Source organism: Flavobacterium sp., assembly GCF_028712645.1.
Lineage (GTDB): Bacteria > Bacteroidota > Bacteroidia > Flavobacteriales > Flavobacteriaceae > Flavobacterium.
On sequence record NZ_JAQTPQ010000077.1, the window covers coordinates 1 to 14,489 of the forward strand.

Annotated in this window: 9 protein-coding genes; 3 read left to right on the forward strand and 6 right to left on the reverse strand. The window is 32.7% G+C overall.

Features of this window, described 5'->3' with window-relative positions:
* The 5 genes from PHC28_RS07655 to porU form a co-directional block, all read right to left on the reverse strand.
* Positions 1 to 733, reverse strand: a 733-nt coding sequence (locus PHC28_RS07655; RefSeq protein WP_300098151.1) for a biotin/lipoyl-containing protein, incomplete at its 3' end; no start/stop codon positions are given.
* Positions 734 to 740: 7 nt separating this feature from the next.
* Positions 741 to 1,739 (reverse strand): pyruvate dehydrogenase (acetyl-transferring) E1 component subunit alpha, encoded by a 999-nt coding sequence (pdhA, locus tag PHC28_RS07660; protein ID WP_300098154.1) that lies wholly within the window; start codon positions 1,737 to 1,739, stop codon positions 741 to 743.
* A gap of 148 nt (positions 1,740 to 1,887) precedes the next feature.
* Complete coding sequence (gene cdd, locus PHC28_RS07665) at positions 1,888 to 2,370, reverse strand: cytidine deaminase (protein ID WP_300098157.1); 483 nt, start codon at positions 2,368 to 2,370, stop codon at positions 1,888 to 1,890.
* A 72-nt stretch (positions 2,371 to 2,442) separates the two neighbouring features.
* Positions 2,443 to 3,615, reverse strand: a complete 1,173-nt coding sequence (porV, locus tag PHC28_RS07670; RefSeq protein WP_300098160.1) for a type IX secretion system outer membrane channel protein PorV — start codon at positions 3,613 to 3,615, stop codon at positions 2,443 to 2,445.
* Between the two features lie 38 nt (positions 3,616 to 3,653).
* Positions 3,654 to 7,484, reverse strand: a complete 3,831-nt coding sequence (porU, locus tag PHC28_RS07675) for a type IX secretion system sortase PorU (protein ID WP_300098163.1) — start codon at positions 7,482 to 7,484, stop codon at positions 3,654 to 3,656.
* A gap of 211 nt (positions 7,485 to 7,695) precedes the next feature.
* On the opposite strand from porU, the gene gldJ reads away from it, so the two are divergent.
* Together gldJ and murF are read left to right on the forward strand one after the other, a co-directional pair.
* Entirely contained in the window at positions 7,696 to 9,393 is a 1,698-nt protein-coding gene (gldJ, locus tag PHC28_RS07680) for a gliding motility lipoprotein GldJ (protein ID WP_300098166.1), read from the forward strand.
* A 66-nt stretch (positions 9,394 to 9,459) separates the two neighbouring features.
* Positions 9,460 to 10,743, forward strand: a complete 1,284-nt coding sequence (gene murF / locus PHC28_RS07685) for a UDP-N-acetylmuramoyl-tripeptide--D-alanyl-D-alanine ligase (RefSeq protein WP_300098171.1) — start codon at positions 9,460 to 9,462, stop codon at positions 10,741 to 10,743.
* A 61-nt stretch (positions 10,744 to 10,804) separates the two neighbouring features.
* Here the strand turns inward: murF and PHC28_RS07690 are convergent, their stop codons facing one another.
* Positions 10,805 to 13,720 (reverse strand): triple tyrosine motif-containing protein, encoded by a 2,916-nt coding sequence (locus PHC28_RS07690; protein WP_300098174.1) that lies wholly within the window; start codon positions 13,718 to 13,720, stop codon positions 10,805 to 10,807.
* Positions 13,721 to 13,996: 276 nt separating this feature from the next.
* Between PHC28_RS07690 and PHC28_RS07695 the strand changes: the two genes are divergently transcribed.
* Positions 13,997 to 14,489 (forward strand): carboxypeptidase-like regulatory domain-containing protein (locus PHC28_RS07695; RefSeq protein WP_300098178.1); only part of this gene is annotated, 493 nt, incomplete at its 3' end.

The following is a 14,489-nucleotide window of genomic DNA, read 5'->3' on the forward strand; positions in this document are numbered from 1 at the left end:
CGTCAGTTGGTGCTCCTTGAACAACTGGAGTAGCTTGTGCGACCGGAGCTGATTTTGCTTCTTCTGTTGCAACGGCAGCAGTTGGAGTAGTTTCTCCTGTTGTATAATTTTCGGCAATGCCGCTAATATCTGTTCCTTCTGGTCCAATGATGGCTAATAAACTATCAATAGGAGCAGATTGTCCTTCTTGAATTCCAATGTATAATAAAGTTCCTTCGTTGAAAGATTCGAATTCCATAGTTGCTTTATCGGTTTCTATTTCAGCAAGCATATCGCCTTCCGAAACTTTATCACCTACTTTTTTCAACCAAGTAGCTACAGTTCCTTCGGTCATTGTGTCGCTCAAACGAGGCATTGTCACTACGACAACTCCTGCTGGTAAAGCTGCTGGAGCTGCAGTTTCTTCTTTTTTATCTTCTGTTGTTGCTGGAGCTTCTTCTTTTGCTGGAGCTTCTGCAGTTGCGCCTCCTGAAATTAAAGCAGAAATGTCTTCGCCTTCGTTTCCGATAATAGCTAGAAGTGAATCAATTGGAGCAGTTTCACCTTCTTTAATTCCGATATATAAAAGAGTTCCTTCGTTGAAAGACTCAAATTCCATTGTTGCTTTGTCGGTTTCAATTTCAGCTAGCATATCGCCTTCGCTTACTTTGTCTCCTACTTTTTTTAACCAAGTTGCTACCGTTCCTTCAGTCATTGTATCGCTCAAACGAGGCATTGTTATAATTGTTGCCATAATAAATTTATAGTTTATGAGGAATAAATGGGTAGTTTTCTTGTTCGTAAACTACGTCATATAATTGTTGTACATCTGGATATGGAGATTCTTCGGCAAATTTCACGCACTCTTCGATTAAGTCTTTTACTTTTTGGTCGATGGCTTGAATTTCTTCTTCGGTAGCGTATTTTTGATCTTTAATTACGTCCAAAACCTGGGTAATTGGGTCAATTTTTTTATACTCTTCCACTTCTTCTTTCGAACGGTATAATTGTGCGTCCGACATGGAGTGTCCTCTATAGCGATACGTTTTCATTTCAAGGAAAGTTGGTCCGCCGCCGCTACGTGCTCTTTCGATTGCTTCGGTCATTGCTTCGGCAACTTTTACTGGATTCATTCCGTCAACAGGTCCACAAGGCATTTCATATCCTAAACCAAGTTTCCAAATATCAGGATGATTTGCAGTTCTTTCTACAGAAGTTCCCATTGCATAACCATTGTTTTCGACAATGAAAACAACTGGAAGATTCCAAAGCATTGCCATATTAAAAGCTTCGTGTAAAGAACCTTGACGTGAAGCACCATCACCAAAATAGGTTAAAGTTACTCCGCCTGTATTGTTGTATTTGTCTCCAAAAGCAATTCCAGCTCCTAGAGGAATTTGACCACCAACGATTCCGTGTCCGCCATAAAATCCGTGTTCTTTTGAGAAAATGTGCATAGAACCACCCATTCCTTTTGATGTTCCAGTTACTTTTCCCATGAGTTCAGCCATTACTCTTCTTGGATCTACACCCATTCCGATAGGTTGAACGTGATTTCTGTATGCAGTTATCATTTTATCTTTTGACAAGTCCATAGCGTGCAATGCACCAGCTAAAACGGCTTCTTGACCATTATATAAATGTAGAAATCCTCTAATTTTTTGTTGAATATATAGTGCTGCTAGTTTGTCTTCAAACTTTCTCCAAAGCAGCATATCTTCATACCACTTTAAATAAACCTCTTTTGTAACTTCTTTCATTTGAATTATTTTTTTGCTAAAGTGTTGTTGTGTTTGGTTTTTGTAACCGACTCACGCAAAAATAGTTTCCTCTCCCCAAATTTGCAAGCTGCAAAAATAAGAAATTCCGAGGAAGCATTAAAATTTAAAGCGCAATTTTTGGTTTTATTTACAAGAAGTTTTTGTCAAACATAAAAGGGAGTAGGTTTTTTAGCGACTCCGATTTGTAAATAGCTCCAATTTCGCCCATGAAATATATTTCAATTGGGGTGTCTTGTTTAATTTCGTATTCTGCAATAGATTGCCTGCAAGAACCACAAGGTGGAATAGGGGCTTTAGTTGGATTTGTGTCTGAAGCTGCGGTTATTGCCATTATTAAAATCTTTGCTTCTGGATAAATTGATCCTGCTTGAAAAATAGCCACACGTTCTGCGCAAAGTCCTGATGGATAAGCCGCATTTTCTTGGTTTGAACCCAAAACAATTTTTCCATTATCTAATAAAAGGGCAGCGCCAACTCTGAATTTGGAATAAGGTGCGTACGCTTTTTTTCTGACGGCAATGGCTTGCAGCATTAGATTTTGAATATCATTTGGTAATTCCTGAATTGAATCAAAAACTGAAAACTGGGTAGTAATTGTTATCTCTTTCATTCTTTTTATGGGAAAAAAAATCCAAATTTCTATAATGTGAAATTTGGATTTTTAGTTATAAATTAATTACGGTTAGTATTCGTCGTATTGGTCTCCAAAGTTAAACGTTAAAGAAAAACGTAATGTGTTTTCTAAAGGATTTTTTACTTTTGAAGCCGAGAATAAATAAGAAACGTCCACTTTGACTACATTATATTTGAAACCTGCGCCAAGAGATAAAAATTGTCTGGCACCTTTCATTGGGCTTTCATGAAAATAACCTAGACGCATAGCAAATGAATCTTGGTATAAATATTCGGTTCCAACTGAGTAAGTGAATTCTTTTAATTCTTCACTGAAACCACCTGGAGCATCTCCGAAAGATTGTAAAGCACCTGGAAGCCATCCTATAGAGTTGTAATTTTGATTTGATATTGCGGAATCTCTACTGTCTATTATGCCATCGTTATTTAAATCCACAATAGGTTGAGGCGTTGGGACTAGCAATTTACCAAATTCTACACTTACTCCCACTTTGTTATAGTCGTCAAGTATAAAATCAAATCCAGTTCCTATTTTTAAATTGGCAGGAAGAAAGTTTGAGCCGTTATCAGATTGAGTTAAATCGTAATTAATCTTTGGACCTAAATTTTGGATATTGAATCCAGCTCTCCATCTTCCGTTAAAGTTATTGTATGCTATTTCTTCTGATTGGTAAAAACCAGCAACATCAATAGCAAATGAAGTTGCTGCTGAGAGACTTTGTCCTCCTGTGGTAAGGCCTAAATTAGAACTTATGAATCTTGCTCCGACGGCCATAGAAAATTTCTCGCTTAATTTTAAGGAATAAGATACGTCAAAGGAATATTCTGAAGGTTTTACTACAGTAAAGTCTGGTCCTGAATCTGTTCTTAATTCAATATTTCCTAAACTGAAATATCTTAGACTTCCCGCAAATGCGCTTCTTTCGTTTAATTTATTGTAATATGTAAGTTGTCCAAGGGAAATATCGTTTACCAAGTCAACAAGGTAAGGCGTGTAGCTTACAGAAAAACCTTGTTTGTCTATTGAAAAAGCATATTTTGCTGGGTTCCATTGTTGTGAAAAAACATCTGCTGAAGTAGCAACTCCTTGATCTGCCATACCCGCTGCTCTAGCGTCAGCGGCAACTAATAAAAATGGAACTCCTGTAGTAATTACATTTTCTTGTGCATTTATAAATGAAACTGTGAATAAAAAGGCAAAAAGTAATGGTATTTTTTTCATGTATTTTTAGTTGTTGATTAAACAAATATAGTATTTTATTAAAGTATTACAAGTTTTTCAAATTTTTCAGTTTTCGTATTTGTCAAGTTAGATTTGACAGTTAGTTTATATACATAAACACCTTTTCCTATTTTATTACCAAAATCATCTTTGCCGTCCCAAGTGATTTCTTTCGACAAAAATCCTTCGGTGCTAATGATTTGATTTTTTGTCCAAACCACTTTTCCTGTTATCGTCATCACCTGAACTTGAACTTCCAATGGTTCATAAGGTCTATTGTGAGTAAACCAAAACTCGGTATAATTGACAAAAGGATTAGGATAATTTAATACATGTGTCAATGTTATCGAATCGTTTCCTATGACAACAAATTGAATTTCGGCAGTCACTGGATTATTATAAACATCCCAAGCTTTGAACGAAATAGTGTGCAAGCCAACGGCCAAATTTCGAAAAGGAAATCGAAGAGATCCTTTTGTGTAATCATCCAAATTGGTTTGATAATAATCATTCAATATGTAAGGATTAGTCTCGTCTCCATCTAATATCGCAACTATGTCATGGCCTATTCCGCTTGCTGTGTTTATTCCGCTTTCATCTTCAAGAATCGCCAGTAAAAATGGTGATTCGTTTGTGATTCCGCCAGAAACAAAAGTTTCGTCGTTCATATATAACTTCACTTTTGGACTAATATTGTCTGCGACTGCATTTTCATTTATTCCGCCTACTTTTATGCTTATGTCATATCCAGTTTCATTTTCAAATACTTGATTTTTTTTTGCATAAAAGCTAATTTTTCCATTGTTCAAAGGAATTCGAATATCTCTCGGGACGACAAAGCTAAACTCAAATTGTCCGTCTGTGACCGATGAATTTCCTCTGAAGATAGTTTCTCCTTGTTCATTAAAATTCATAGGAGGACTATATCCATCATTGTTTAGTGTTGTTCTTGAAATTGTTTTGTCGAAAATTGTGGTAGCTACTTCTCCGTTATAATTTGTGAGTAGAATGTTATTTTCATCAACTACTTCTCCAGTAATTTTCATTTTTGCCAATGATTTGAAATCATCGAAGGGTTGCGTCACAGGAACGTCATTTACTTTTGTTAGTCTTATTTTGGGTTTTGGTATTGCAAGCATTAAAGCTGGGTCGCCAATGTAAAAAACTACATTGCTCGATGAATTTGGATTGGCATTTTTGGAAATTCGCAATGTTTCGGCTATAGAAGTATATTGGTTTGAACCATAAGAAAATAAATTTTTTGATAAAAGGTCATTGAAATTCTCAGCGCTAAATTGTCCAATAGATCGAATTGTAGTAAGCATTGCAATGGCACCTCCTTTTGGATTCCAATAGGTATATTCTCCAGCGGTTGGTTTGTTAGGATTGTCAAACCTTGAAAAATCGCAAGTTATGGTTATGAATAAAGGATATTTATATTGATTACTTAAGTTTTGACCATCTGATTTCTCCCAAATTCTTTCTCCTGACAAGCCATCTTCACCACCATGTCCTAAATAATTAAATACTAAAGCACCTTTTTCGAATGCGCTGAATAAATCTATTCTTGCTTTAGGGTAGCGAGAGCCTCCTGCCGATGCTTCCTGAACATAAGAATCTAATATTATTTTGTTGGCATTAATAAATGGTTTCTCAAGAGTGATTTTGTCTGCTAAAATATTTTGTCTGTTTTGCAATGTTGTATCCGAAGCTTTATCTGAATCATCGCAAATCAATACAACATTATTCCTCCAGCTTCCGTAAGACTTTAAATCATGGTATTCAATTATTTTATTGACCATTTCGTCGGCTTGTTTTGCGTCGTTATTCAGCATTCTGCCAACAGCAATGTCAATTCCTCCAAAAAACGAACCTATATTACCTTCACTTGCATCCATCAAACCATAGAAATCATCAGATGCATAAGATGATTCGCCAATGGTGTTACTGTTTAAAGCATGGTAAATAGGAACTATATTAGTGTTGTTTGGAGTTCTATTTTTATAATCAAAGGAGGCATCGCCAAAAAGATTGACATATTTTACTCTTTTTTCAGGTGAGGAAGCATTTTCATAAACATATTTGATGCAATTTCTTATGGCGGCAATATCTTGTTTTCCAGATGAAAATTCCTGATAAATAGATTCGAGAGGAATAACCTTGACATTCAAATTTGAATAGGAACGATGAAAGTTAGCTAGTTTTTCTGCTTGAGTGGTCAGAAAAGCAGGGGCGATAATAATATAATCGATGTCTTGAAATTGTCCTTGTGAGTTTTTAAATAGAGTACCTTTTAGATTTTGATTGGCAATTTTAGGCTGATTACTTTTTAAAGGGGTGTAATAATCTGAAGCATCTATGGCAACATATTTTCTGAGTTCACCAAGGTTTGTTTTGAAGGATATTGTAGCTTGATTTTGGTTTTCTATTTTGGTTACATTTTGCAAATCGGTGACGTCCCAAATTTGTGAAATTGAACTTGCATTTGAAAAATCATAACTTACTATTCCTAAACTAGAATTGGATAAATCATATTGAAATTGAAATTGTTTGCCGTATCCTTGAAGTTTGCTTTTGGCGACGAGCATAATGTTATCGAGATATCCTCTTGAGCCAGGAACCCCGTTGTTGTCATATATCAATTTTATTTTTATGTTTTCTGAAGCAGGAAAGCTGACGTTTGGAGGTAAAGAACCTGAATTGAATTCAAAACCAGAATTAAGAATTAGTTGGGGAAAGGAAATTGTTCCTATATCTTGTCCGTTTGCTTGAACCTTAAACGAAGTGGGGGTGAAGGCTACCGATGCGGTGTTGATTGCAATTTTTACAGGGGTTGAGGAATCCACATTTGGAAAATTAAATTCAAATTCCTGTTCTTGTTTAATGTCAAATATTTCGCCAAACCATTGTCTTCCTGTATGAGAAATATTTACTAGATCTAATTCGTGAAATTGATGATTATCAAATGTATTTAATGTCAAAGTACTGTTTCCTGAAGGTTGAGTCATATCTTGGATTCTTTTTCCGTCACCTCCTTCAACAGTTACATAATAATAAGACTTTGTGTCGTATAGGTTATTGTTTGTTTGACTTTCATCATTCCAAGTGTCAATTCCTTCGGCATAAAAAAGAATATAATCCTCGTTGTTAAAAACACCGTCACTTTCGCCAACAATTTCTATGGCATTTTCAACTAAATCATACGGATAGTTAATGCTATTGGACAAGGGTAGCATTCGACCCCCGTTGCCATATATTTTTATTCTTTTTGGGTCAATTTTGCTTACATTGAGCCCCAATTGTTGTAAAAAACTTTTTGAAATTTTATAGACTCCTGATTTTTCAACATAAAATTGAAACCAATCGCCGGAAGCTAAAATAGAATTTGTTATGGAGCTAGAAACTTTACTTATTTTAGAAATTCTTGAGGCTCCGCTATTTACACTATACGAAAATGATATAATTCTTTTGAATCCAAATTCATCCTTTATTATTGGTGAAAGGAGGAGAAAGTTTTGCTTGACACCTCTTGATTCATTAGTTTTTATTGATTTTTGGATATTTTTCGGAATATTCGCTTTGGATAAATCGCCAAGTTGGTCAGATGAAATAGTTTCAAAAACAACGTTAGTAATTTGAAGGGAATTTTCGTTAAGGGAGCCTGAATCTGCTAAGTTTAGAATATAAGAAATAGACCTTTTTGAGGCATCGTAACTATAACTGTTTCCTGTAAATTGAGGTATATTGATTTTGAAATCTCCAAAAAACATCTCTTTTTTTTCGAGCCATTCAATGGTTATGGCTCCTTTAGTTTGTGTAAAAGAAACAAAAGGGATTAGGAATATAAAAGTCAAAAGTAATTTTCTCATCGGGTCTAAAACGTAGTTAATGGTAAATTATTACGAGTAGTAAAAATATATTATTTAGTGTTATAGTAAATAATAAATAGTATAAATTTGCGTTTTAAATATTTCTTTTATTAAAGAAAATAAAGTTAATTTTAATTATAAAAAAATGTTGTTGCGGTTTAATGGTTAATTATTATATTGCACCACTGAATTTATCACCTACTAAAAGAGTATGAAAGTAAAAAAAATTATAGCCTTTCAATTGTTGTCAATGATGTTGATTATAGGTTTTGCTAGTTGTAGCAAGAAAAAATCTAGTTCAAAAAATTCTTCAAGAGCAACAGGTTGGAATGTTGACAGCAAAAAGGCTTCTGCTAAAACCAAGCAAGAAGCAGGTCCAGGATTAGTTTTTGTAGAAGGAGGAACATTTACTATGGGTAAAGTTGAAGATGATGTTATGCATGATTGGAACAATACACCTACACAACAGCATGTGCAATCTTTTTATATGGATGAGACCGAAGTTACTAACGCTATGTATCTAGAATATTTAGATTGGACAAAAAAAGTATTTCCTCCATCGGATGATAATTATAAAAATATATATGAAGGTGCCTCACCAGACACATTAGTTTGGAGAGATCGATTGGGTTATAATGAAACTATGACCAATAATTATTTAAGACATCCTTCTTATGCAAATTACCCTGTTGTAGGAGTTAATTGGATTCAAGCAGTTGAATTCAGTAAATGGAGAACCGAACGTGTAAACGAAGCTCTTTTAGAGAAAAATGGTTATCTTAAAAAAAATGCAAAAACAAATGATGTTACTGCTGAAAGTAATTTCAATACCGAAACTTATTTAAACTCTCCTACATTAGCCTTTGGGGGTAATGCAGATATAGTTTTGCCAGGGAAATATGCCAATAAAAAAGGAGGGAAAAAAGCTCCAAAAGCGGGTAAAGATGGTAAGGTAATTGAGCCAACAAATATTTATGCTCAGCGTTCATCTGGAATTTTACTACCTGAATATAGACTTCCTACTGAAGCTGAATGGGAATATGCTGCTGCAGCTGATGTTGGACAAAGAGAATATAATATCTACAAAGGACAAAAGAAATATCCTTGGTCTGGAAGCTATACTCGTTCAGGAAAAAGACAAAGCAAAGGAGATCAATTAGCTAATTTCAAACAAGGAAATGGTGATTATGGTGGAATAGCAGGTTGGTCTGATGACGGAGCTGATATTACAAATGCTGTAAAAAGTTATCCTGCAAATGATTTTGGATTGTATGATATGGCAGGAAATGTAGCCGAATGGGTTATGGATGTTTACAGACCAATTGTTGACAATGAAGCTAATGATTTTAATTATTTTAGAGGGAATCAATATACCAAAAATAAAATTGGTAAAGATGGTAAAGTTGAAATCGTAACAAAAGACAATATCAAATATGATACTTTAAGTAATGGAAGAATTGTTGCAAGAAATTTACCTGGTGAAATTGCTCAAGTTCCAGTTGATGATAAAGAGACTTATTTAAGACAGAACTTTGATAAGAGCGACAATACTAATTATAGAGATGGTGATAAACAATCTTCTAAATATTTTAATTTTGCCGATTCTGAAAATGACACTAAAAAGTCAAAAGACGAAAAAGCAATGTATAACTCTCCTATACACAACGTAACTACTGATAGTTTAGGAAATATGGTTAGAAAATATGATAAGTCAAACAAAAGAACTACCTTGATAAATGACAATGTTAGAGTGTATAAAGGTGGGTCTTGGAGAGATAGAGCTTATTGGTTAGATCCAGCGCAAAGAAGATATTTTCCTCAAGATATGGCAACAGATTATATTGGGTTTAGATGCGCAATGTCAAGAGTTGGTCCTAAATTTGAAAAAAGAAAATCTGCAAGAAATTAATTTTATTGAATAATTCAAACCAAAAGCCCTTTGATTAGGGCTTTTGGTTTTTTTAATCGTTTTTATATGGATATCACACACATTCATAGTTTGTTTTTACAATGCAATTCAGTTTCGATTGACACTCGTAAAATTGAGCCTAAATCATTATTTGTAGCTATAAAAGGAGAGAATTTTGATGCTAATACATTTGCTAAAGTGGCTTTAGAAAAAGGAGCCTCCTACGTGATTATTGATAACAATGAATATTATATTGACCAAAGGACAATTTTAGTAGAAAATAGCTTAATTGCGTTACAGGCATTGGCTAAATTTCATCGCCAGTATTTAAAATTACCTATAATTGCTCTTACTGGGAGTAATGGAAAAACTACAACTAAAGAACTTATCAATGTTGTTCTCTCTAAAAAATTTAGAACAAAATCTACTATTGGAAATTTAAATAATCATATTGGTGTGCCATTAACATTATTATCTTTTGATGCTAAAACGGAGATTGGAATTGTAGAAATGGGAGCCAATCATAAAAAAGAAATAGAATTTTTATGTGGTTTAGCTAATCCGGATTTTGGGTATATTACTAATTTTGGTAAAGCCCATTTGGAAGGTTTTGGAGGTGTTGAAGGTGTAATTGAAGCAAAAAGCGAGTTGTATAACTATCTTTTCGAAAATAAAAAGACCGTTTTTGTTAATTTAGAAGATGCAATCCAGGTCGAGAAAACAAAAAATATTAAATCATATTCATTTGGTATAAACAAGGAAAATGCAGATGTGAATATTAGTTCGATTGCGGCAAATCCTTTTGTGGAAATTCATTTTTCTAATTCTTTAATTCAAACTCATCTAATCGGCTTGTATAATGCCAATAATATCAATGCAGCGCTAACCATTGGAAAATATTTTGGAGTAGAGGACTTGGATATTAAAGAGGCTTTAGCGAGTTATGTGCCGGAGAATAACAGATCGCAGTTAATAACTAAAGATACAAACCAGATTATTCTTGATGCCTATAATGCAAACCCAAGTAGTATGGCTGTAGCTATCGAAAATTTTCTACAGTTGGATAAATCTAACAAGATTATGATGTTGGGTGATATGTTTGAATTGGGAAGTGAAAGTCACCACGAACATCAAGTAATTGTGGATTTGCTTTCAGGTCAAGAGAAAGTGATTTGCTACTTTGTAGGAAAGGATTTTTATTCGAATAAAACTGAAAAACCAAATTTTCACTTTTATAAAACTTTTGATGATTTTTCGGAATCTTTGCAAAAATCCAAAATAGAAAACAGCTCAATTCTTATAAAAGGTTCTAGAGGAATGGCTTTAGAAAGAACATTAAGTTTCTTGTAGAAATAGATTATGTTAGGATTAAATCAAACTCACTATTTTCTTGATAGTGAGTTTGATTTAATTAAATACTCATTAAAAAGCCTATTAGGTTTTCCTTTTTATTGAGTTCTAATTTTTTTCTTAATCTATAGCGTGCTAATTCAACACCTCCTTTTGAAATATTCATAATTTCAGCAATTTCTTTAGTCGACATATTCATTAGTAAATAAGTTGATAAATCTAATTCCCGGGGAGAGATTGTTGGATATTTTTCTTTTAATCTTTTTAGGAAATCAAAATGAACATTCTTGATGTGTTTTTCTAAATCTTTCCAGCTATTATCTGTATTTACTTCTTTTACAATGCTTTTATTTAATTTGGTAAATTGAAATTTTGAAGATTCATCAAATGTTTCAATATTGATGTCTTTAAGTTTGTGTATAATTCCGTTTAAGATTTTATTTTTCTTTACAACTTGTAAAGAATTATTTACTAGCTCTTTATCTTTTGATTGTAATTGAATTTTTAGTTTTTCATTTTTTAGTTTTTCAATTTCTTTTTCTAATTCAAATTGTTCCTGTCTTATTCTCGATTCTTTTTCTAAATAGAGTCTCCGTTGTTCTATGGTTTCATAATATTTGTTTTTCCTTATTTTTGACTGAATTCGTTTCCTTATGTAAAATAATGTTATTGCGATTGCTATAATGTAAATTAAATAGGCTAATAAATGCCTATACCAAGGCGGAGATATTGTAAATGGAACAATACTTTCGTCTGACTGTATTCCATAACTGTTTTTTACCTTTACTTTCATACTATAGTCACCCTCCCTTAAATTTGTATATTCCTTTAATGATGCAGGAGACCAATTGCTCCAGTTGTCATCAAAACCTTCTAAGAAATAGGAAAATTTAATATTATCACTGTTTTCAAACGTAGGTGAAGAAAATATAAATTTTATATTATTTGATTTATAAGGTATTTTGTATTTTGTATTTCTTCTTTGTCCATTGCCGGAAAAAATCGTGTCTCCAGCGAAAGAAAAACTTCTGATGAAAGCTTTTGGTTTTATGTAAAAATCATTTGATATTTTTGAATTGTAATGAGCTAATCCTTCTGTAAGCCCAATTAATATATTCTCGGGATTCAGGGTGTTTATAGATAAATTGTTATAGGGCAAGTCTTGTGTTAAATTAATAAATGGAGATGCTATATTAGTAAAATTTCCTTCTTTATTTTTCATTAATACGCCTAGTAATCCATTACTAACATACCATATATTACCAATGTTATCTTCATATATCGTATTAGTCTTTGGGATGTTTTTGAATAATACTGTCATCTCTTTGTCTTCATAGAAAATCGCACTGTCGTTGGAATATTTATAAAAATGATTATTAGTTTGAAAATAGACTTTATTTCTTATGGTTTGAATGCTAGAGATTCCTTTATCTATAGCAGATAGGTTTTGGTGAGTCTTGATAGATTTAAATTTTTTTAAATTAGCGTCAAGTACTAATTGATAGATAAGATTGTCTTTTTTTACCCAAATAGTTTCATTGTCAATTTGAAAATCACCTACAGATTTTGAATACCCCTCAATTTTAGATACAAATTGCCATCCGTCTGGTTTTTTTTCAAATAATGAAAAACCACTATAATTAGAGCCAATTAAATAATTGGTTTGATTTGGTATTTTCTTAAAACTCCAATACCCCACATTGTCTAAAGTTTTATTCGATTTACCACCTTCAATTGATAACGCTCCTCTATTGTGTGCGCAAAGTAGCTGATTGTCAAAAACTTGAACATTCCATGCTTGGCTATTAGTCCCTTCGACAAGCTTAAATACGCCTTCTTTGAAAGGGTGACTCCAAGGGTGATAAAATACGCCTTGGTTTGTCGCTACATATAAATTTCCTTTATATACGACAGATGCATACACCGTACTTAGATCATAGCTGTCTCCAAAATATGAAATAGGTGAATTCTCATTAACAAAAGTAATTCCGTTATCTAGCCCTAGCCAAAGGTTGTTTTTGCTGTCAATAAAAGAAGTTAAAACGGTATTGTTTTGCAGTCCTTTTTTTCTATTAATGTGCTGAACAATCTTTCCGGTTTTATCGCAAATAATAATACCATTTAATACGGAATTGAGAACAATATAATTTTCCTTAAGTGTTACTCCTCCAAGACAGCTGTTATTTTTGATAAAATCATTGGCTTCGGTGTTCCAAGGTGATATTTTAACACCGTCATAAATAAAACCTCCTTTATCAATAGAAGTTATAAGTATATTGTTATTGTTCATTTGGAAAACACCCCAAACTTCTGTGTTGTTTAAAATAGTTGAGCCTGGAATAGTAGAAAATGTACCGTTTTTATATTCTAACAAACCTTTTGTGACATCTTGAAAATAAATACTATTGCCAACCATAAATGAAAATTGAAAATGGCTAAAGGGCTTGAGGATTTTTATAGTGTTATTTTTATACACAAAAGAGTTATTGAAAGATTGAAAAATGACTTCATCTTTATAAAGATGTATTTTCCAAACAATATCAATAGTATTGAATATTTTTTTATCTAATGATCTAGCTATAGAATGATAAACTAATTTGCCTTTTAAATTAGCTTTAAAGAAACCGAATTCATTATAACCTCCAACGTATATTTCGCCTGATTTTCCTGTTTTTACAGCTCTTACTACAGAAAGGTTTGGCAATACATATTTATGCCATAATGAACCGTCAAATTGATAGAGACCATTGTTATTAGCAAAATAAAGATTGCCGTTTTTGTCTTGGTCAATGTTCCAGTTTTGAGTTCCACCTTTATAATCGGCTCTTTTATAATTTTTAATTTCTGGGAGGCCTATACTCTTGACTTGTCCAAAAAAAGAGTTGTAACTGATAAATAAAATCCAAAATAATGGAAAGAATTTTTTAAACGGAATTGTTGAGTTGCTATTGTTAATTATTGATTTATTAGGTGTCATATTTTTTATAAAATGGGAAGAGGTATCTGTTTTTTGAAAATTTTTATAAATGTAGTGTTTGTTTTTTTTAAAATCAAAATTTAATTATGTTTTTTTTATTTTCAAATTATTGAAAAACAGTTTTATAAAATTTATTTGATGTGTTTTTGTAATATTAAAAAAAGTCTCTTGATGTGTTTTTGTATAATAAAATATAAGGTTTGACTATGTCAATAATGAAAAAATAGGTTTATTATTGTATCGAATTACTAATTAATTAACCAAAATTTTAGAAAAATGAAATTAACAAAATCACTTATTTTTTGTTTTTTATCTATTCTATTCTCAGTTTATGGACAAGCCCAAGAGGTTTCCATCAGTGGGAAAGTTATAGATGAAAGCGGATTACCTATTCCGGGAGCAACCATTTTAATTAAAGGTACAGCTAATGCTACTGCTTCAGATTTGGATGGGAATTATCAAATAAAGGCTGCTTCAAGCGGCACTTTAGTATTTAGTTTTGTAGGGTATTCTTCGGTTCAAGAAGCTATTAAAGGAAGAACCCGAATTGATGTTAAACTTAATCCTGAATCTCAAACTTTGCAAGAGGTTGTTGTTGTAGGTTATGGTACTCAAAAGAAAAGTGTAAATACTGGAGCTATTTCTAGTGTGAAAGCTAAAGATTTGGAAAAAATTCCAAATGGTCGAGTTGAGCAAACCTTACAAGGAAGAGTTTCTGGTGTTATTGTTTCGGCTCAATCAGGTCAACCTGGTGCAGCTTCTACTGTAA